This is a genomic window from Bradyrhizobium sp. SZCCHNR1098 (assembly GCF_032489375.1).
In the GTDB taxonomy this organism is placed as follows: Bacteria; Pseudomonadota; Alphaproteobacteria; order Rhizobiales; family Xanthobacteraceae; genus Bradyrhizobium.
The window spans coordinates 127784-146561 of record NZ_JAUEXY010000001.1 but is presented as its reverse complement, the minus strand read 5'-3'; the positions used below and the strand labels follow the sequence as shown (position 1 = coordinate 146561).

At 66.2% G+C, this 18778-nt stretch carries 18 protein-coding genes; 10 read left to right on the top strand and 8 right to left on the bottom strand.

Going from position 1 to position 18778, the window contains the following annotated elements:
* The first annotated feature begins 210 nt into the window (after positions 1–210).
* Positions 211–723, top strand: a complete 513-nt coding sequence (locus QX135_RS00665; protein WP_316177646.1) for a GNAT family protein — start codon at positions 211–213, stop codon at positions 721–723.
* A gap of 176 nt (positions 724–899) precedes the next feature.
* Here the strand turns inward: QX135_RS00665 and QX135_RS00660 are convergent, their stop codons facing one another.
* Together QX135_RS00660 and QX135_RS00655 are read right to left on the bottom strand one after the other, a co-directional pair.
* Positions 900–2507: a Na+/H+ antiporter gene (locus QX135_RS00660; protein WP_316177644.1), complete on the bottom strand. Its 1608-nt coding sequence runs from the start codon at positions 2505–2507 to the stop codon at positions 900–902.
* A gap of 30 nt (positions 2508–2537) precedes the next feature.
* Entirely contained in the window at positions 2538–2912 is a 375-nt protein-coding gene (locus tag QX135_RS00655) for a nuclear transport factor 2 family protein (RefSeq protein WP_315775717.1), read from the bottom strand.
* Positions 2913–3131: 219 nt separating this feature from the next.
* Between QX135_RS00655 and QX135_RS00650 the strand changes: the two genes are divergently transcribed.
* Positions 3132–5003, top strand: a complete 1872-nt coding sequence (locus QX135_RS00650) for a caspase domain-containing protein (RefSeq protein WP_316177640.1) — start codon at positions 3132–3134, stop codon at positions 5001–5003.
* Here QX135_RS00650 and QX135_RS00645 read toward each other — a convergent pair whose 3' ends face one another.
* On the bottom strand, positions 5004–5696 hold the full coding sequence (locus QX135_RS00645) for a DUF1345 domain-containing protein (RefSeq protein ID WP_315735282.1): 693 nt from the start codon (positions 5694–5696) through the stop codon (positions 5004–5006).
* A 9-nt stretch (positions 5697–5705) separates the two neighbouring features.
* Positions 5706–6629, bottom strand: a complete 924-nt coding sequence (locus QX135_RS00640; protein ID WP_315756873.1) for a farnesyl diphosphate synthase — start codon at positions 6627–6629, stop codon at positions 5706–5708.
* A 185-nt stretch (positions 6630–6814) separates the two neighbouring features.
* Between QX135_RS00640 and QX135_RS00635 the strand changes: the two genes are divergently transcribed.
* The 3 genes from QX135_RS00635 to QX135_RS00625 all read left to right on the top strand — a co-directional run bounded on the left by QX135_RS00635 (position 6815) and on the right by QX135_RS00625 (position 8727).
* On the top strand, positions 6815–7486 hold the full coding sequence (locus QX135_RS00635) for a transglycosylase domain-containing protein (RefSeq protein WP_316177882.1): 672 nt from the start codon (positions 6815–6817) through the stop codon (positions 7484–7486).
* Positions 7487–7654: 168 nt separating this feature from the next.
* The gene (rpmF, locus tag QX135_RS00630) at positions 7655–7837 is read left to right on the top strand and encodes a 50S ribosomal protein L32 (protein ID WP_006610266.1); all 183 of its coding nucleotides are present in this window, start codon (positions 7655–7657) and stop codon (positions 7835–7837) included.
* 188 nt (positions 7838–8025) lie between these two features.
* Positions 8026–8727, top strand: coding sequence for a hypothetical protein (locus QX135_RS00625; protein WP_316177638.1), 702 nt, complete (start codon positions 8026–8028; stop codon positions 8725–8727).
* Positions 8728–8745: 18 nt separating this feature from the next.
* On the opposite strand, the gene QX135_RS00620 is transcribed toward QX135_RS00625, so the two are convergent.
* Positions 8746–9027: a hypothetical protein gene (locus QX135_RS00620; protein WP_315756875.1), complete on the bottom strand. Its 282-nt coding sequence runs from the start codon at positions 9025–9027 to the stop codon at positions 8746–8748.
* A gap of 306 nt (positions 9028–9333) precedes the next feature.
* Between QX135_RS00620 and QX135_RS00615 the strand changes: the two genes are divergently transcribed.
* The gene (locus QX135_RS00615; protein WP_315735742.1) at positions 9334–11001 is read left to right on the top strand and encodes a bifunctional diguanylate cyclase/phosphodiesterase; all 1668 of its coding nucleotides are present in this window, start codon (positions 9334–9336) and stop codon (positions 10999–11001) included.
* 20 nt (positions 11002–11021) lie between these two features.
* Here the strand turns inward: QX135_RS00615 and phaR are convergent, their stop codons facing one another.
* On the bottom strand, positions 11022–11615 hold the full coding sequence (gene phaR, locus QX135_RS00610; protein ID WP_315735740.1) for a polyhydroxyalkanoate synthesis repressor PhaR: 594 nt from the start codon (positions 11613–11615) through the stop codon (positions 11022–11024).
* 383 nt (positions 11616–11998) lie between these two features.
* On the opposite strand from phaR, the gene QX135_RS00605 reads away from it, so the two are divergent.
* The 4 genes from QX135_RS00605 to QX135_RS00590 all read left to right on the top strand — a co-directional run bounded on the left by QX135_RS00605 (position 11999) and on the right by QX135_RS00590 (position 17438).
* Positions 11999–13177 (top strand): acetyl-CoA C-acetyltransferase, encoded by a 1179-nt coding sequence (locus tag QX135_RS00605; protein ID WP_315775712.1) that lies wholly within the window; start codon positions 11999–12001, stop codon positions 13175–13177.
* Positions 13178–13448: 271 nt separating this feature from the next.
* The gene (locus tag QX135_RS00600; protein ID WP_315715178.1) at positions 13449–14174 is read left to right on the top strand and encodes a beta-ketoacyl-ACP reductase; all 726 of its coding nucleotides are present in this window, start codon (positions 13449–13451) and stop codon (positions 14172–14174) included.
* 152 nt (positions 14175–14326) lie between these two features.
* Positions 14327–15199 (top strand): DMT family transporter, encoded by an 873-nt coding sequence (locus QX135_RS00595; protein ID WP_315735272.1) that lies wholly within the window; start codon positions 14327–14329, stop codon positions 15197–15199.
* A 229-nt stretch (positions 15200–15428) separates the two neighbouring features.
* Positions 15429–17438 carry a putative bifunctional diguanylate cyclase/phosphodiesterase gene (locus tag QX135_RS00590; protein ID WP_315735270.1) on the top strand — a complete coding sequence of 670 codons (2010 nt, stop codon included), beginning with the start codon at positions 15429–15431 and terminating at the stop codon, positions 17436–17438.
* Position 17439: 1 nt separating this feature from the next.
* Here QX135_RS00590 and QX135_RS00585 read toward each other — a convergent pair whose 3' ends face one another.
* Both QX135_RS00585 and gloB read right to left on the bottom strand, forming a co-directional pair.
* A complete protein-coding gene (locus tag QX135_RS00585) occupies positions 17440–17874 on the bottom strand; it encodes a cupin domain-containing protein (RefSeq protein WP_316177636.1) in 435 nt (144 codons plus the stop codon).
* 14 nt (positions 17875–17888) lie between these two features.
* Complete coding sequence (gloB, locus tag QX135_RS00580; protein ID WP_316177635.1) at positions 17889–18656, bottom strand: hydroxyacylglutathione hydrolase; 768 nt, start codon at positions 18654–18656, stop codon at positions 17889–17891.
* Between the last annotated feature and the right edge of the window lie 122 nt (positions 18657–18778).

Genomic DNA, 18778 nt, shown 5'->3' with positions numbered 1-18778 from the left:
CTAGATTTCATGTCCAATCGGCTTGCCGTGAGAGCGACAGCCGACCTGCAACCGACGGCTGCTTGTGCCGCGCGCCGCGGTCTGAAATTTTTGCACGCGGATCGGCTGCAACGCACGCCGTGATGTCGCGGTTGCCCCCATCAGAACGGCGCCCGCCCCACTGCCGCCCGCATGATCAGCACCTTGAGGCTTGCTGAAGAGGACGCCTCGATGAATCTCGACATCCGCGAAATGGAACTCGCCGAGACCTCGATGGTCATCGACTACTTCTATTCGTCGAGCATCGAGCAGCTCGACCTGATGGGCATCGATCCGACGCGGATGCCGACCAGGCAGGTGTGGACCGGACTGTTCCAGACGCTCTACGACACGCCCTTGGCCGAGCGCGCGGCGCTGCTGGTGATCTGGCGGTTCGACGGCCGCGCCATCGGCTTCTCCAGTTGCGACCGCATCGTGTTCGGCAACCGCGCCCACATGCATCTGCACGTCACCGAGCCGGAGCTGCGCGGCCGCGGCCTCGGCACCGCATGCGTCCGCCGCACCATCGATTTCTATTTTGAGCGGCTGCAGCTCAAGCAGTTGTTCTGCGAGCCGCACGCCTACAACACCGCCCCCAACCGCGCGCTGCAGAAGGCCGGCTTCCGCTACTTGAAGACCTACAAGACCGTGCCCGGCCCGATGAACTACCATCAGGCCGTGACGCGCTGGATGATCGAGCGGTGAGGGTGAGGCTCCCCTCGATAGCGGGGAGAGATGTGCGCGGCTCTATCCACGTCATTGCGAGTGCAAGCGAAGCAATCCAGGGCCGCGCAAGGATTTCTGGATTGCTTCGCTGCGCTCGCAATGACGGCGTTTGCCGCAACATCGCGTCCTACAACCCCGCCACCAGCCCTCCGCTCCTACAGCGGCACGTGCCCATATTCGCGATTGGCGAGGCTCGCCTCTTCCAGATCGAGATCGCGCTCGATGCGGCGGCGGGTCTCGTCGGTGATCTTGCCGTCGCGCAGCATCACATGGATGAATTTGCGTTCCGCCGTGATCAGCTCGCGGGTCAGCTCGATGCCGAGCGCCGATGCGTCGTTGTCCTCGGGCTTCAGACCTTCCGGGAGCTGGTTGGTCCGTACCTCGTGGCGCGCCCGCAGCAGCCGCACCACCTCGTCCGACAGCTCGCGATCGCTGGTCATCGTTTCCAGCGACCGCAAGGCGCTGTCGAGCGCCTCGCGCCGGGCCGCGATCTCCTGCTCATGCTCGCGCTGATGCTCGGCGCGACCCTGGTTGCCGACCCCGAGCCAGCGCACGACGGCCGGCAGGGTCAGGCCGAGACCGATCAGGGTGAAGAAGATCACGCCGAAGGCGATGAACAGGATCTGGTCGCGATAGGGAAACGCATCGCCGGTCGAGAGCGTCAGCGGCAGCGCCAGCGCGGTGGCGAGCGAGACCGTGCCGCGCACGCCGGTGAAGCCGATGATGAAGGTCTGCCGCCACGGCGGCAGCGGATCGCGCGCGCGCAGCGAACTGCTCAGGAGGCGCGGCAGGATCGTCGCCGGGAAGGTCCAGGCGAAGCGTGCGATCACGACGATGGCGAGCACCAGCGCGGTCGCGATTATGATGTCGTCGAGCGGAAAGACCTTCGACTTCTCGTAGATCAGCCGCATCTGGAAGCCGGTCAGCAGGAACAGCATGCCCTCGATGAGGTAGATCATCAGGTCCCAGAAGAAGATGCCCTGCAGGCGGGTCGCCGAGGAGATCCACAGCGGTCCGTTCCAGCTCATGTAGAGGCCGCAGGCCACGGTCGCGATCACGCCGGAGCCGCCGACATGCTCGGGGATCCAGAACGCCAGATACGGCGTCAGCACCGACAGGGTGATCTCGACCTGCGGGTCGCGGGCATAGTGACGGGCGCGCAGCATCAGCCAGCCGACGCCGATGCCGAACGCGATCTCGCCGACCACGATCAGGCCGAACTCGCCGGCCGCGACCGGAAAGGAGAAGGCGCCGGTGGTGATGGCGGCCACCGCGAAGCGATAGAGGATCAGCGCTGTCGCGTCATTGGCGAGGCCCTCGCCTTCGAGGATCACCGTGACCCGGCGCGGCAGATGCAGCCGGCGGGCGATGGCGAGCGGCGCCACGACGTCGGGCGGCGCCACGATGGCGCCGAGCAGGAAGCCGAGGCTCCAGGGCAGGCCGAGAAGATAGTGGGTCGCGGTGGCCACCATGGAGGCGGTGAAGATCACGCAGCCGACCGCGAGCAGCACGATCGGCCGCAGATTGCGCTTGAACTCGCGCCAGCTCATCGCGACGCTCGACGAATAGATCAGCGGCGGCAGCACCACCAGCAGCACGAGCTCGGGCGGCAGCGCGAACGCCGGCATCGTCGGCACGAAGGCGAGCGCGATGCCGGCGAGCATCAAGAGGATCGCCGGCGCGAGATTGGCGCGTCGCGCGATCAGGGCGGTTCCCGCCAACACGGCCAGCAGGATCAGGAATATCTGAAAATGGGCTTCCATTGGTCTCAGCCGGGCGTCGCAGCGCCGGCCTCAGTCCCTGAGATCGTAGCGGTAGGACTTCGACACGATCTGCCAGCCGTCCTTCAGTTTCATCGCCACGAGATAATCGGTGAAATAGCGCGGCGGCAGCTGGCAGCGCACCTTGATGAAGGCCGTCTTGTCGTCCGAACGATCGATGGTGACGATGAAGTCCTCGCGCGGCTTGCCCTCGCCCTTCGCCGACGGGCGCTTGCGTACCCAGGCCAGCCAATCTGGCACGGTCAGGATCTTGAGCTCGCCATTCTCGACCCAGCGCAGGTCAGCGGTGGGGTGGAACACGGCACCGAGCTTGTCGGCGTCGCCCTCGTAGAGCGCATCGAAATAGCCCTGAACGACGGCCTCGACGGTGGAACGGTCTGTGCTCACGGCCAACTCCCTGGGAACCTGGACAAACAAGGATCGCATTTTCGATGCAAAACGGCGCTTGGCAAGGCATGAACTGGCGTCATTGCGCCAGCGACAGACTATAATGGCCGAGGCCAGGTCGATCGGGAATAAATCTGCGTGATCCCGGTCACAAGCCGAATGGGCTGCACTCTGATAGGCACGTCCCAGCAGGTCTCCCAGCGGTATGGGGTAGGTACGATGTCTTGGTCACTTCGATTGGGCGGTTACATCCTGACGGCAGCGCTGCTGCTGATCGGCCACCCCGCGCTCGCCGAGAAGCGGGTGGCGCTCGTCATCGGCAACTCCGCCTATCAGAACGTGCCGCAGCTCACGAACCCCGCCAATGACGGCGCGGTGATGACCGCGACCTTCAAGAGCGCCGGCTTCGACGTCGTCGATTACAGGCGCGATCTCACCGCCCGTGAGACCCGGCGGGCGCTGCGCGATTTTGCCGACGCCGCGCGCGATGCCGACATCGCCGTGGTCTACTATGCGGGCCACGGCATGGAAGTCGAAGGGGCCAACTACCTGATCCCGATCGATGCCCGGCTCGAGCGCGACACCGACGTCTATGACGAGACGCTGTCGCTCGACCGCATCCTGGTTGCCGTCGAGCCGGCCAAGAAGCTGCGGCTGGTCATTCTCGATGCCTGCCGCGACAATCCGTTCACCCGCAACATGCAGCGGACGGTGGCGACCCGCAGCCTCGGCCGCGGCCTCGCCAAGGTCGAGCCGACCAGCCCCAATACGCTGATCGCCTACTCCGCCAAGGCCGGCTCCACGGCGCAGGACGGCGACGGCAAGAACAGCCCCTTTACACTGGCGCTGTCGCGGCACATCGCGACCCCCGGCCTCGACGTCCGCAAGGCGTTCGGCTTCGTGCGCGACGAGGTGCTGAAATCGACCGGCAACCGCCAGGAACCGTTCGTGTATGGCTCGCTTGGCGGTGAGGACGTGCCGCTGGTTCCTGGCGTGCCGCGCGTCGTCACGCAGATGCCGGTGGCGCCGCCCGCAAATCCGCAGGCCGACATCCGGCGCGACTACGAGCTTGCGATGCAGGTCGGCAACAGGGGCGCGCTGAACGCGTTCCTGGCGCAATATCCGGACGGCTTCTACGCCAGCCTTGCCAAGTTGCAGCTCGAAAAGCTCACCGCCGAGGAGAATCGCGCCGCCGCTTCCGAGAAGGCCCGCGCCACCGAGGCCGAGCGCGCGCGACTCGTCGCGGAGGGCGCGCGCAAGGACACCCTCGCCAAGGCGGAGGCCGAGGCCAAGGCGGCCGAGCAGGCGCGCATTGCTGCCGAGAAGGCCAATCAGCTGGCACAGCAGCAGGCGGCCGACGCCGAGAAGAAGCGGCAGGAGCAGCAGCTCGCGGCGGCCGACAATCCGCGCGCGGCGACATCGCCGGGCGCGCCGGCGGCCGCAGCCCTACAGCAGGGGCCGGAGGTCGCCTCGCTGACTCCCCCATCGCAGCCGGCTGATCTCGCCAAATCCGTTCAACTCGAGCTGCGCCGCGTCGGCTGCCTCAGCGAGGACGCCGATGGCGACTGGGGCTCGGCCTCGCGCCGCTCGCTGTCGCAGTTCAACCGCTATGCCGGCACCAAGCTCGATACCCAGGCCGCCTCGGCCGATGCGCTGCAGGCGATCAAGCTCAAGCAGGCCCGCGTCTGCCCGCTGGTCTGCCAGCATGGTTACAAGTCGGACGGCGACCGCTGCACGCGCGTCGTTTGCGCCGAGGGCTCGTTCGTCAACGACGACAATGAATGCGAGAAGCGGCGCGAGAAGAAGCCGGTTGCCAGGCGCGGGCAGGACGACGGGGACGTGCCGTCGCGCCGTCGCGGCCGTGCTGCTCTCGAGCCCGGCCTGCCGCTTCCCAATGTCGGCGTCGGCGTCGGCATCGGGTCGGCCCCGGGCTACGCCAGGCCGCAGACCCAGGCCGCTCGGCCGCCGAAGTCCACCGGCCAGATCTATTGCGATGCCTATCTGTGCCGCGCCGTCAGGCCCGGCTGCCGTCTCGAATATCGTGGCGGCGGTGGTCCGGCCAACAACGCCAGCGTCGAGGTGTGCAACTGATCAGGACGAGATTACGCTGGCGGCGATGTTGACCATCAGGGCGACCAGCGCGGTGTTGTAGATGAACGAGATGATGCCGTGCACGGTCGCAGTGCGGCGGATGATCTTGTCGGTGATGCCGACGTCGGAGACCTGGGCGGTCATGCCGATGACGAAGGAGAAGTAGACGAAGTCCCAGTAGTCGGCGTGCTCGTCCGTGTCGCCGCTGGGGAATTGCAGGCCGCCGGGCTTGGCGCCGCGGTAGTAGTCATGAGCGTAGTGCAGGGCGAAGGTCGCATGCACCGCGGCCCAGGACAGCGAGACGGTGAGCAGCGCCAGCGTCAGCGCCGGGGCGTCGCGCTTGGAGGCGCCGAGCTCGAGCACGATCGCCGCGATGCTGGCGAAGGCGCCGAGCGCCGTGACCAGCAGGATCACGAAACGGCCGTCGTCCTGCATGATCGCCTTGCGGCGGATGTGATGATGCTCGCTGCGCAGCATCATCGCCGCGACCAGCACGAGGTAGAGCGCGGTGAAGATGTCCCAGGCGAGCAGCAGCCGCGTGATCAGGCGGAGCGCCTGCGGCAGCAAGAAGAACGCGATGATCGCGATGCCCAGCGAAACGAAGGTGCGCGGCCGCGCATAGATGACGCGCAACGCAGCCGGCATGCTTGCGAAGCGGGCGAGGTCCGGATCGTCGGGATGGACTCCGGCCAACGCCTCGCCTCAGCTCTTGCGCTCGGCGACGAAGTGGGCGGCGGCCCGCAGCACGTCGCCCTTGGCGCCGAAGATCGACAGCGCGGCATCGCCGCGGGCGAGGAGGTCGCGGACGCGCTGCCTGGCGCCCTCGACGCCGAGCTGGGTGACGAAAGTGGTCTTGCCGAGCTCGGCGTCGGCGCCGGCCGGCTTGCCGAGCGTCGCGGCATCGCCCTCGACGTCGAGCAGGTCGTCGGCAATCTGGAAGGCTTCGCCCAGCGCCCGGCCGTAATCGTCGAGCGCCTGGTACTCGGCTGCCGAGGCCTGGCCGAGCAGGGCGCCGGCGATGCAGCCGAAGCGGAGCAGGGCGCCGGTCTTCATCTGCTGCACGCGGGCGACGTCGACCGGGTCGCGGTCGCCGAACCGGCCCTCGCCGGCAAGATCGAGGATCTGGCCGCCGGCCATGCCGCCGACACCGGCGCAGCGGGCCAGCGCCCGAGTCAGCGCCAGCCGGACGCCGGCGTCGGCATGGATCTCGTCGCGGGTGATGATGTCGAAGGCGATGGTCAGCAGCGCGTCGCCCGCCAGGATCGCGGTGGCGTCGTCATAGGCCTTGTGCAGGGTCGGACGTCCCCGGCGCAGGTCGGAATTGTCCATCGCCGGCAGGTCGTCATGGATCAGGGAATAGCAGTGGATGCATTCGAGCGCCGCGCCCGCCATCAGCGCGCCCCGCCGGGGCACGCCGAACACGGCAGCGCTCTCGACCACCAGGAACGGGCGCAGCCGCTTGCCGCCGTTGAGGCTCGAATAGCGCATCGACTCGATCAGCCGCTTCGGCCTGATGATCTCGTCCGCCAGCGGCGCATCGCCGAGGAGCTCGCCGAGCAGGGCTTCGGTCTCTTCCGCGGTCTTGTCCAGGCGTTGGGTGAAGTCGGTGAGGGCCGTCGCAGTCATTTAACAAGAGCTCCAGGGGCAAAATTCGCCGGACAATCGTTGATGGCGGCGACTTCGTCAATTGCCGGAGCGGTGGCGGCTTTCGGCCGCAACGGCGGAAAAAAGCAGGAAACCACATCGAGATGTCGGATAATCCCGGCCAATTGTCCGCCGCCGCGGCGGTCGAACCCGAGCGACGCCTGCCCTTGCGTACCGTCAGAACCATCCTCCTGATCGTCGTGCTGGTGCTGCTCGTGCCCTACGCGCTGACGCCGTTCTATGCCGTGGGTCACCCCGTCTCGACCCTGATGCTGTGGCGGTCGGTGACGGGGCAGCCGGTAACGCGGCACTGGATCGACCTCTCGGCGATGTCGCCGTATTTGCCCCGCTCTGTGGTGGCCGCGGAGGATGCCAAATTTTGTGCCCATCACGGCATCGACTGGGGAGCGCTGCGGGAGGTCATGGACGACGCCGAGGACGGCGAGGTTGGCCGCGGCGGCTCGACCATCACCCAGCAGGTTGCCAAGAACCTGTTCCTCTGGCAGGGCCGCAGCTATGTCCGCAAGGCGCTGGAACTGCCGCTGGCGCTGTGGATCGATCTCGTGCTCAGCAAGCGGCGCATTCTCGAGATCTATCTCAACATCGCCGAGCTTGGCCCATCCGGCCAGTTCGGCGTCGAGGCGGGCGCAAATTACGCCTTCAACCGCTCCGCCGCGGGGCTCGGCCCGCGCGAGGCGGCCCTGATGGCCTCGATCCTGCCGAACCCCGTCCGGCGCAGTGCCCGGGCTCCGGGGCCGGGCGTGCGGCGGCTGTCGGCGACCTACATGGTGCGGGCCCAGGCCTCCAGCCTGCAGACCTGCTGGGGGGAGCGGCGTTGAGACCCGAGCGGGCGCAATTTTGGCCAAAAATGCCTCGGAGAGCCCTAGCCATGCCGCACCCCTTCCTCTATAAGCGCGGCCTTGATCGGCATCCGGGCTCGCCAGCTTCATGGCTGCAGCCGTCCTTTGCGGACGATGCCTTCCGAAATACCCCTAGAGGATACCGATATGGCCGTCCCCAGAAGAAAAACTTCGCCGTCGCGCCGCGGCATGCGCCGCTCGGCTGACGCCATCAAGAAGCCGACCTATGTCGAGGACAAGGATTCCGGCGAGCTGCGTCGTCCGCACCACCTGGACCTGAAGACCGGCATGTACAAGGGCCGCCAGGTTCTGAAGAAGAAAGACGCCTGATTGTCCGCGCGGGCCGCTTTCCAAGCTGCCCGAATTCGGCCATCGATGGGGTTGAAAGCGGTCCCGTGCGACGTGATTCGCCGGGACCGCTGCGTATCTGTGCCGCGTGATCCCGTCTCGCTGTCATCATCTTCGCACCGATTGATTTTGCGCCGGGCCGCCGCCCGCGCCATCCAAGGCTTCAACCGATGTCCATGGTCGGTTTCCCGCTGCTGCTGATCCCGCTGGCGATCTACAACATGATCGTCTTCCTGATGCCGGGGGTCGCCTTCAGCGAGACGCTGCTGCGCCTTCAGCTTCCGTCCGGCGAGATCTGGACGATCTCGCTCGGCGACATGCTGCTGGGCCTGGGCGTGCTGCTGCTGCTGCTCGAAATCATCAAGGCGGCGAAGCCGAACGGGAAATATCTGACCGATCATCTGCTGTCGCTGCTGGTCTTCGGCGGCGCCGCGGCGGAATTCGTGATGTGGCAGAAGTTCGGGAATTCGACCTTTCTGATGCTGACCCTGCTGGCGATGGTCGATTTCTTCGGCGGCATCTCGCTGCGCACCAAGCGCGCCGCCCGCGCCGTCGTAGCCGCGCCTGCTCCCGCGCCGGTTCCTGCCGACGTGCCCATCTCTGATCCCGAGCCCGAGCTGATCGAAGAATCGGCCAAAGAACCGGCCAGGGCGGAGCTTCAGCCGGCGGATGCCGCTGCCCCTCCTGCACCCGACGAGGAGTCCACCGATGCCGTGCCGGCAGCGGCCTCGGTCGCCGAATCGGTGCTGCTCGATCGCTCGGTGCCCCGACCGGCTGCTGCGGAGCCGAAAGGCGCCGCCCCGGAGTTGCAGGCCGAGGTGACCGGCCCGGGGGCCCATGAGCCGCCAAAAACCGACACGCCAAAGGCCTGACGCGCAGGCGAGCCGCGCTCAGATCACCTGCCGGGTCCGGCCGACGGCCCGCGTCACCGGCTGAAGCCTCGCCGCATAGGCGTTGTGTACGTCTGCCGGCGCGGCACGCCTCAGCGTGCGGGTCTGTGGCAGTTGCTCGGCGGTCGCGATCAGATGGGTGACGAAGCTGGCGTCGGGGCGGGAGGCGCGGACCATGCGCGCGCGATGCTCGTCGCTGGTGCCGGCCGGCAGCAGCACGACCGAGCGCGACGTCTCCTCCGTTCGGTCCAGGCGGCCCTCGTCCTGATCAATCGTTAACATTGCCCAACCATTACCGGCGCGCGTGTCACGTTATGGGACGCCGGAGCCTTTCGCCATTCCAACTCGCAAAGCCAATGCCGTTCCAAGCGCGTCGGGCGTTGTACGTTCCAAAGATGGTTGACGCGTCTCGGACACGCGCCCGTCGCCTCGGCATGCTCTCCGTTAACCAGAGATGCGTAGTCTGATTCGCGAAGTCGGCCGCCGCCGCTCGCGCAGATGCGCGTCGGCCGTTCCCAAATCAGCGCCGGTCTTGCCGGCCTGTGCCGAAACGAGGCGATCTTGACATCCGAACTGCCACAGACCGCGATGATCCTGGCGTCCCTGGGCCAAGCTGCCTTCGTCTGGGATCTGGCGAGCGACGTGATCGTCTGGAGCGATCACGTCGGGGCGGTGTTTGCCGACGTTCCGCTGCCGCAACTCTGCAACGGCGCCGAATTCAGCAAGCTGATCGAGCCGGACCGCAGCATCCGCTCCGAGATCATGCACCAGGCGGCGCCGCTGCATGGCGCCGCCGGCACGCCGTACCGGATCGAATATGGCGTGCGCACCCACGCCGGTGCGCCGCTGATCTGGGTCGAGGAGACCGGCTGCTGGTTCGCCGGCCCCGATGGGCGGCCATCGCGTGCCCAGGGCATCGTGCGGATCAACAACGAGCGCCACGCCCGCGAGGAGCAACTGCTCAAGCTGTCACGCCACGATCCGCTGACCGGCGAGCTGAACCGGACGCACCTGTTGGCGACGCTTGCCGAGGTGATCGAGGAGTCGCAGCGCTTCCGCTTCTCCTGCGCCTTCATGCTGGTCGGCATCGATCATCTCGCGCGCATCAACGACGCCTTCGGCTTCGACGTCGCCGACGGCGTCGTGCTGGAGATCGCCCAGCGCATCCGGGGCCGGCTCCGCGGCGGCGACACGCTCGGGCGGTTCTCGGGCAACAAGTTCGGGTTGATCCTGAAGAACTGTACGATGGACGACATGAACACCGCCGCCGAACGCTTCCTCGCGACGGTGCGCGACGAGGTGGTGCCGACCAAGTCTGGTCCGGTCGCCGTCACCGCGACGATCGGCGCAGTCAGCGTTCCCCGTCACGCCCGCTCGGTCGAGGAGGCGGTCAACCGCGCCCATGAGACGCTCGACGCCGCCAAGCGCCGCCGCATCGGATCGTTCTCGACCTGGCGGCCGAACGTGGAGCGCGACGCGCAGCGCAAGGTCAACATCCGCGTCACCGATGAGATCGTGACCGCGCTCAATGAGCGGCGCATCGTCACGGCGTTCGAGCCGGTGGTGAATGCCAACACGCTTGCGCCCGCCTTCTATGAATGCCTGGTGCGGATGCGCCAGGATGACGGTCGGGCCCTCCTGGCGCCGGACGTCGTGCCGGTCGCCGAACGTCTCGGCCTGATCCGTCTGGTCGATCACCGCATTCTGGAGCTGGTGGTGGCGGAGCTTGCGAGCACGCCCGACGTCACCCTGAGCCTCAACATCTCGCCTGAGACCACCATGGATCCGGACTGGTGGGCCTCGATCGAGTCCATGATGCGCGCCCATCCGGGGGTCGCCGAACGGCTGATCGTCGAGATCACCGAGACGGTCGAGATCCAGGACGTCGACGATCTCCGCGGCTTCGTGACGCGGCTGAAAGATCTCGGCAGCCGAATTGCCATCGATGATTTCGGCGCCGGACACACCTCGTTCCGCAATCTGCGCAAGCTCGGCGTCGACATCGTCAAGATCGACGGCGCCTTCGTGCAGAATCTCGTGCGCTCGGCTGACGACCGCGCCTTCGTGCAGACGCTGGTCGAGCTGGCGCGACGGCTGCAGATCAAGACGGTCGCGGAATGGGTGCAGGACGAGGCGTCGGTCGCGCTGCTGCGCGACTGGGGCTGCGACTACATCCAGGGCCGGGTGATCGGCCTCGCCTCGGTCGATCGGCCGTGGATCGGTAACGGCACCGTCGAGTTGCCGGCGGCGAGCTGATCGGCCGCCGGCCTTCGGCGTCAGCCTTGCTGCTCGTCCTTCTTCGGCTCGGACATGCGGTCGAGCCGGTCCTGCATTTCCTTCATCTGACGACGCAGCTCGTCGATGTTGTCGTCGGCGGCCGGGGTCGGCTCGGCCGCCTTTTCCTCCCCGCGGGCCGGCGGCGCGAACGGCTTGAACATCGAGAAGGTCTGCTGGAACAGCTCCATGTTGCGGCGCACCTGCTCCTCGAGCGGCGCGAATGGCGTCCCACTGAAGGTGTCAGCGATCTGCTTGCGGAACTTTTCCTGCTCTCTGGTCAGGGTATCGATCGACTGCTCAAGGTATTTCGGCACCACCATCTGCATGCTGTCGCCGTAGAAGCGGATGAGCTGACGCAGGAACGTGGTCGGCAGCAGGTTCTGGCCGGCCTTGTTCTCCTGTTCGAAGATGATCTGGGCGAGTACGGAGCGCGTGATGTCGTCGCCGGTCTTGGCGTCGTAGACCAGGAAATCCTCCCCGTTCTTAACCATCGAGGCAAGATCTTCGAGGGTCACGTAGGTACTCGTCCCGGTATTGTAGAGCCGCCGGTTCGCGTATTTCTTGATTGTGGTGGGTTGGTCAGATTTCGCCATGAGCTCACACATGCAAACCGAGAACAGGGAACCCGGCGGCGTCGCCGCAGGGCGAAGAGCTACGCAATGCAATAACGTAATCACTTTCGGGCGAGTTCGGCTACGGTTTTGTGCGGAACGGTTAATCCCGCAGCAGAAATCTTGCTCACGAAACGGCCAAGCATCCCAATTTGAATGCGCTGCAACAGGAATTGCTGATGCCGCCAATTGACATGTCGCAACGACGTTAACAGGATGAAGCGCGAAGCTTTCGCACTCGCCAATCCGGGGCTTGCGGACGGCCGGCACGACCGTGAACTGAAAAGATCATTTTCATTTCAAATACCCTCAAGTTCTCAAGCCCTCGCTTTCACGTCCAAGATCAAGAACCCCAGGAGATGCCCATGTCAGACGATGTCGTCATCGTCAGCGCCGCCCGTACCCCGGTTGGAAGCTTCAACGGTGCCTTTGCCAGTGTTCCGGCCCATGAGCTGGGCGCTGTCGCCATCAAGGCCGCACTGGAACGCGCCGGCATCGAGCCGGGCCGTGTGTCCGAAGTCATTCTGGGGCAGATCCTGACCGCAGCTCAGGGCCAGAACCCGGCCCGTCAGGCCTCGATCGCCGCCGGCATTCCGGTGGAAAGCCCGGCCTGGGGCATCAACCAGCTGTGCGGCTCGGGCCTGCGCTCCGTCGCGCTGGGCTACCAGGCGCTTGTCAATGGCGACTCCGACATCGTGGTTGCCGGCGGCCAGGAGTCGATGAGCATGGCGGCGCATGCGCAATACCTGCGCGCCGGCGTGAAGATGGGCTCGCTCGACCTGGTCGACACGATGATCAAGGATGGTCTGTGGGATGCCTTCAACGGCTATCACATGGGCAACACCGCCGAGAACGTTGCGAAGCAATATCAGATCACCCGCGCGCAGCAGGACGAGTTCGCCGTTGCATCGCAGAACAAGGCCGAGGCCGCTCAGAAATCCGGCAGGTTCAAGGACGAGATCGCGCCGGTGACGGTCAAGAGCCGCAAGGGCGACACCGTGGTCGACACCGACGAATACCCGCGTCATGGCGCGACGGTCGAGGCCATGGCCAAGCTGCGTGCGGCATTCGAGAAGGACGGCACGGTCACCGCCGGCAACGCGTCGGGCATCAATGACGGCGCAGCGGCCGTGGTGCTGATGACCGCCAAGCAGGCCGCCAAAGAAGGCAAGACCCCGCTCGCCCGGATCGTGTCCTGGGGACAGGCCGGCGTCGACCCGAAGATCATGGGCACCGGCCCGATCCCGGCGTCGCGCACGGCGCTGAAGAAGGCCGGCTGGAATATCGCCGACCTCGACCTGATCGAAGCCAACGAGGCGTTCGCCGCGCAGGCCTGTGCCGTGAACAAGGACCTCGGCTGGGATCCGGCCAAGGTCAACGTCAACGGCGGTGCGATCGCGATCGGCCATCCAATCGGTGCATCCGGCGCGCGCGTGCTCGTGACCCTGCTGCATGAGATGCAGAAGCGCGACGCCAAGAAGGGCCTCGCGACGCTGTGCATCGGCGGCGGCATGGGCATCGCGCTGTGCGTCGCACGCGACTAAAAAGCCGGCACTGACTGCGAACCGTTCAGTCTTCGCAATCGCGTCCAGCTCAACTAAAGATCAACGCCCGGCGATCTCGCCGGGCGTTTTGTTCTTGATGTCCGTCAAACACGTCGCATAATCGACCACTAAAAAAATGGAGTTGAGCGAGCATCGATGGTCATGCGGCAAGTTGATCGTCGCACGACGTTTCATGATCCAATAACAACGGTATGCACGGTGGCAGCCAGAGGTTGTCCTGTGCGATCAGTCATCGAGGGAAGGATTCGACATGGCACGTGTGGCGTTGGTGACCGGGGGGACGCGCGGTATCGGAGCGGCGATCAGCAAGGCGCTGAAGGCGGCGGGATACAAGGTCGCGGCGAATTACGGCGGCAACGATGCCGCTGCGGAGAAGTTCAAGAGCGAGACGGAGATCCCCGTCTACAAATGGGACGTCAGCTCGTTCGAGGCCTGCGGCGAAGGCATCAAGAAGGTCGAGGCCGATCTCGGTCCCATCGACGTGCTGATCAACAATGCCGGCATCACCCGTGACACGGCCTTCCACAAAATGACGCTCGAGCAGTGGAGCGCCGTCATCAACACCAATCTCGGCTCGCTGTTCAACATGACCCGCCCGGTCATCGAGGGCATGCGCGCGCGCAAGTTCGGCCGCATCATCAACATCTCCTCGATCAACGGCCAGAAGGGCCAGTTCGGGCAGGTCAACTACTCCGCGGCGAAGGCCGGCGACATCGGCTTCACCAAGGCGCTCGCGCTGGAGACGGCCAAGGCCGGCATCACCGTCAACGTGATCTGCCCGGGCTACATCAACACCGAAATGGTGCAGGCGGTGCCGAAGGACGTGCTCGAGAAAGCCATTCTGCCGCTGATTCCGGTGGGGCGCCTCGGCGAGCCCGAGGAGATCGCGCGCGCCGTGGTGTTCCTCGCGGCGGATGAGGCGGGAGCCATCACCGGCTCGACGCTGTCGGTCAATGGCGGCCAGTACATGGTGTGATCCGCGCCGGCGGCGTTGCCTCCGGCCGCCTTCTGCGGTTAAGGAAATCGAACGCCCGCGCTCGCCGCGGGCATTCACGTCTTGGACGCTCCCCGCACGGACGAAGGCGTGGGTGGCCGGCATGAGCCGGCCGTGACGGAGCCTGCCGCCTGATGTCCCAGCGAACTGCGACCCTGATCGGTCTGACCGCGATCCTGATGTGGTCGCTGCTCGCCTTGTTGACGGTGGCGACGGGTACGATCCCCGCCTTCCAGCTTGCGGCAATGACCTTTGCTGTCGGCGGCGCGGTCGGCCTGCTCAGTGTGTTGCGTCGACCGGATGGGCTGCAGGTGTTGCGGCAGCCGGCGAGGGCGTGGGCCGTGGGCGTCGGCGGCCTGTTCGGCTATCACGCGCTGTATTTCCTGGCGCTGCGCTTCGCGCCGCCGGCGGAAGCCGGGCTGCTGAACTATCTCTGGCCGCTGCTGATCGTGCTGTTCTCGGCCTTCCTGCCGGGCGAGCGCCTGGCGGTCCATCACGTCATCGGCGCCGCGATCGGTCTCGTCGGAACCGCGCTGCTGTTGCTCGGCAACGGTGCGAGCTTCGCTGCGAGCCAGTTGCCGGGGCTTGCGGCCGCCTTCGTCGCGGCGTTCGTGTGGGCGATCTATTCGGTGCTCTCGCGTCGTCTGAAGGCGGTGCCGACCGATGCGGTCGCCGGCTTCTGCCTGGCGACGTCCGCGCTGGCGGCCCTGGTCCATGTTGCGGTCGAGCGAACGGTCTGGCCCGACAGCCCGACGCAGTGGCTCGCTGTTGCCGGTCTCGGCATCGGCCCGGTGGGTGCTGCGTTCTACGCCTGGGACATCGGCATGAAGCGGGGCGACATTCGGGTGCTCGGTGCGGCGTCCTATGCGACGCCGCTGCTGTCGACGGCGTTCCTGATCGTTGCCGGCTACGCGCGGCCGAGCGCGACCATCGCCGTGGCGGCGCTGCTGATCGCCGGCGGCGGTCTGGTCGCGGCCAAGGACATGTTCCTTCTGCGCAAGCGCTGACCGCGTCAGGTTGAGCGAAAGTCAGGCGGTGCCCGCTCGCATGCGGACTTCGGTACGGCGGCCCGAATCCGCCGGTTATCCTTGATGCGCACTTAACCGTGCGCAAAACCAGCGCGCCGGCCGGTAGCTCACAACCGCCGATTACGGTTTGGCGCGGTCTGCACCTAACCCGCCCTTTACCCGTCCCGCGCGATAGTTCGCGGCAAATGGTGCTGACAACGGGGCGGCGATGCCGGACGTGAGACGTTACATGGCCCGCGCGGGGGAGTTGTTTCGCGTCCCCGCCGACAATCCCGAGCTGACGCGCGCGCAGTTCCAGGCGTTCTCGAAGCAGGTGCCGCTGCTCTATTTCATTCTCATCACCAACAGCCTGGCGCTCGCCTACACCTTCCTGCCGCTGGCGCCGACGTGGCTCACGATTTCGGTGCCGGCCCTGCTATCGACGATTACCGGCGCGCGGATGCTGTGGTGGCTGCGGCAGGGCGAGGCCGCCAGCAACGACGCCGAGGTGCTGCGCAACCTGCGCGTCACCAACCGGATCGCCGGCCCGATCGGGGCGCTGTTCGTCGTCTGGTCATTCGCGTTGTTTCCCTATGGCGATCCGTTCGCCAAGGGGCAGGTCGCGTTCTACATGGCGGTCACGGTCATCGGCATCATCTTCTGCCTGATGCATTTGCGCTCCGCGGCGCTGATCGTGACCCTCGTGGTCATCGTCCCCTACGTCATCTTCTTCATGTCCACAGGCGTTCACGCGCTGCGTGCGATCGCGGTCAATCAGTTGCTCGTGTCCGGCGCCATGGTCACGGTGCTGTTCATCTACTATCGGGATTTCGCCGCGCTCGTCGCCAGCCGCAAATCGCTGCTCGCGGAGCAGGCCGCGACGCAAGCGCTGTCGGATGAAAACTTCCGCCTCGCCAATTTGGACGCGCTGACCGATCTGCCCAATCGCCGCCGCTTCTTCTCGGAGCTCACGCAGGCATTCGCCGAGGCCGAGCGGGACGGCACGCGGCTCGCCGTCGGCATCATCGATCTCGACGGCTTCAAGCCGATCAACGACACCTACGGACATACGGTCGGCGACCGCGTGCTGATGGAGGCCGCGCGCCGCGTCCGCGACGCCTGTGCCGGCCATGGCGGCCAGGTCCATCTCGCCCGACTCGGCGGCGACGAGTTCGGACTGGTGGTCGCCGGCAACCCCACGGACGACGATCTGCTCAACCTCGGACGGCAGATCACCGAGCTGATCAAGCTGCCCTATCAGTTCGACACGACGCATACCGGCCTGTCGTGCTCGACCGGCTTTGCGCTATATCCGCGCTCGGCCATGGCCGCGGATGCGCTGTACGAATGCGCCGACTATGCGCTCTACCACGCCAAGCGCCGCGCCCGCGGCCAGGCCATCATCTTCTCGACCGAGCTCGAGGCGGAGATCCGCAGCCGCAGCGTGATCGAGCACCTGTTGCGCACGGCCGATTTCGAAGCCGAGATGGATCTGGCGTTTCAGCCGATCATGGACGCGACGAATTCGCGCACCACCGGATTCGAGGTGCTGGCGCGCTGGCACAGCCCCAAGCTGGGGACGGTGTCGCCCGCAAGCTTCATCCCGGCGGCCGAGCGGATCGGCGTCATCCGCAGCCTGACGCGCTGTCTGCTGGTCAAGGCGCTCGCGGCGGCGCGGACCTGGCCGGACGACATTCGCGTGTCGTTCAATCTCTCCGCGCACGACATCTGTTCGCCGGACGGTGTTCTTCCACTGCTGGCGGTCATTCATGCCAGCGGCGTTCCGCCGCGCCGAATCGAGTTCGAGATCACGGAGACCGCCGTCACCTTTGATTTCGCCCGCGCCGAGCAGTCGATCGCGGCGCTGAAGGCGATCGGTTGCGGCATCTCGTTGGACGATTTCGGCACCGGCTACTCGTCGCTCAGCCACGTTCACCGGCTGCCGCTCGACAAGCTCAAGGTCGACCGCAGTTTCGTGAGCGACGTCAATGCCAACCCGATCAGCCACAAGATCATCAAGTCGCTGACCGGCCTCTGCGCCGACATGGAAATCTCGTGTGTGGTCGAAGGTGTCGAGACCAAGGAGCAGCTCGACAGCCTCCGGCGTTTGGGCGCGGACTACATCCAAGGCTACTACTTCGCGAAGCCGATGCCGGCCGACGCGATTTCCGGCTTCCTCGCCCAGGAGCGCCAGCGCTTTGCCGAGCCCGCCGCGAAGGTCGCGGGCGCGAGCGCCTGACTCAGACCTCCGGCTCCCAGCCGGGCGGCGCGAGTTCGAATCCTTCGAACATGAAGCCCGGCGCCACCGTGCAGCCCACCAGCGTCCAATCGCCGGTGCTCTCGGCGGCTTGCCAGGCATGGGCAGGGACGACCGCCTGCGGTTGCTGGCCGGCTGCGAGGTCGATCCCCAGCGTCGTCGTTTGCGGCGCCAGGCCTTCGGCGGCGATCCGCAAGGTCAGCGGTGCCCCGGCATAGAAGTGCCAGGTCTCGACCGCGTCGACACGGTGCCAATGCGAACGCTCGCCGCGGGCGAGCAGGAAATAGATCAGGGTCGACGCGGCGCGGCCGGAGGCGTCCACGGCCCGATCGCGGAAGGTCTCGCGAAAATGTCCGCCCTCCGGATGCGGCTGCAGACCAAGGCGCGCGATGATGTCGGCAGCCGAGAGCGTGGTCATCGTCTTCCTCAGCCTTACGACTTGTTCTTGCGCTCGCGCAGCTCGCCGAACACCTGCTCGGCGCTGGCGCCCTTCATGCGCAGCCGCAAAGCGACGGCCGGATCGTCGGCGCGCAGGAACACGTTGGCGGTCTTCTCGTCGCCGAGCAGCGACGGAATGGTCGGCCGGTTGGCGGCACGGAGCCGCGTGACTTCCTCGGCGCGAGCCTTCAGCGCCTCGTTGTCTCCGTCGACGGTGAGCGCGAATTTGACGTTCGAGGCTGTGTATTCGTGACCGCAATAGAGCCGGAAGTCGTCCGGCAGCGCGCGCAGCTTGAGAAGCGAGTCCCACATCATCGGATAGGTGCCTTCGAACACGCGGCCGCAGCCGACCGAGAACAGCGTGTCGGCCGCAAACAACGCCTTGTCGGCGTCGAACACGTAGGAGACGTGGTCGAGCGTATGGCCGGGCGTTTCCAGCACGCGCGCGAGCAGCTCGCCGATCTTCACGACATCGCCATGGGCGACGCGCAGGTCGACGTTGGCGATCGCCGTCGTCTTGTCGTGCGGCGCGACCACCCGGCAGCCATATTTCTGCTTGAGCTCGGCGACGCCGCCGACATGGTCGTGATGATGATGCGTGATCAGGATGTCGGTGAGCGTCCAGCCTTCGGCGTCCAATTGCCGGACGATCGGTCCGGCCTCGGGGGCGTCGATCGAGGCAGTCGCACCGGTCGCAGGGTCATGGATCAGATAGCCGAAATTGTCGGACAGGCAGGTGAAGGCGCGGATGTCGGCGGCCATGATGTCTCCGTCGGCGGGACCGGGCGAGGCACGATGGTCGCGCTCGCGATGCCAGAAGGTCGTGGAAGCGGAGCCCAGGCGCAGCGCTGCGGGGCGGCCTCCGACGTCCCGCGCAGAGATAT

What these genes read in the sequence shown, in the direction of transcription:
- QX135_RS00650 (WP_316177640.1), top strand. Translation starts at nt 3,132, where the DNA reads ATGTCTTGGTCACTTCGATTGGGCGGTTACATCCTGACGGCAGCGCTG.
- gloB (WP_316177635.1), bottom strand. Translation starts at nt 18,656, where the DNA reads ATGGCCGCCGACATCCGCGCCTTCACCTGCCTGTCCGACAATTTCGGC.
- QX135_RS00665 (WP_316177646.1), top strand. Translation starts at nt 211, where the DNA reads ATGAATCTCGACATCCGCGAAATGGAACTCGCCGAGACCTCGATGGTC.
- QX135_RS00660 (WP_316177644.1), bottom strand. Translation starts at nt 2,507, where the DNA reads ATGGAAGCCCATTTTCAGATATTCCTGATCCTGCTGGCCGTGTTGGCG.
- QX135_RS00595 (WP_315735272.1), top strand. Translation starts at nt 14,327, where the DNA reads ATGTCCCAGCGAACTGCGACCCTGATCGGTCTGACCGCGATCCTGATG.
- rpmF (WP_006610266.1), top strand. Translation starts at nt 7,655, where the DNA reads ATGGCCGTCCCCAGAAGAAAAACTTCGCCGTCGCGCCGCGGCATGCGC.
- QX135_RS00625 (WP_316177638.1), top strand. Translation starts at nt 8,026, where the DNA reads ATGTCCATGGTCGGTTTCCCGCTGCTGCTGATCCCGCTGGCGATCTAC.
- QX135_RS00585 (WP_316177636.1), bottom strand. Translation starts at nt 17,874, where the DNA reads ATGACCACGCTCTCGGCTGCCGACATCATCGCGCGCCTTGGTCTGCAG.
- phaR (WP_315735740.1), bottom strand. Translation starts at nt 11,615, where the DNA reads ATGGCGAAATCTGACCAACCCACCACAATCAAGAAATACGCGAACCGG.
- QX135_RS00615 (WP_315735742.1), top strand. Translation starts at nt 9,334, where the DNA reads ATGATCCTGGCGTCCCTGGGCCAAGCTGCCTTCGTCTGGGATCTGGCG.
- QX135_RS00640 (WP_315756873.1), bottom strand. Translation starts at nt 6,629, where the DNA reads ATGACTGCGACGGCCCTCACCGACTTCACCCAACGCCTGGACAAGACC.
- QX135_RS00605 (WP_315775712.1), top strand. Translation starts at nt 11,999, where the DNA reads ATGTCAGACGATGTCGTCATCGTCAGCGCCGCCCGTACCCCGGTTGGA.
- QX135_RS00600 (WP_315715178.1), top strand. Translation starts at nt 13,449, where the DNA reads ATGGCACGTGTGGCGTTGGTGACCGGGGGGACGCGCGGTATCGGAGCG.
- QX135_RS00620 (WP_315756875.1), bottom strand. Translation starts at nt 9,027, where the DNA reads ATGTTAACGATTGATCAGGACGAGGGCCGCCTGGACCGAACGGAGGAG.
- QX135_RS00590 (WP_315735270.1), top strand. Translation starts at nt 15,429, where the DNA reads ATGCCGGACGTGAGACGTTACATGGCCCGCGCGGGGGAGTTGTTTCGC.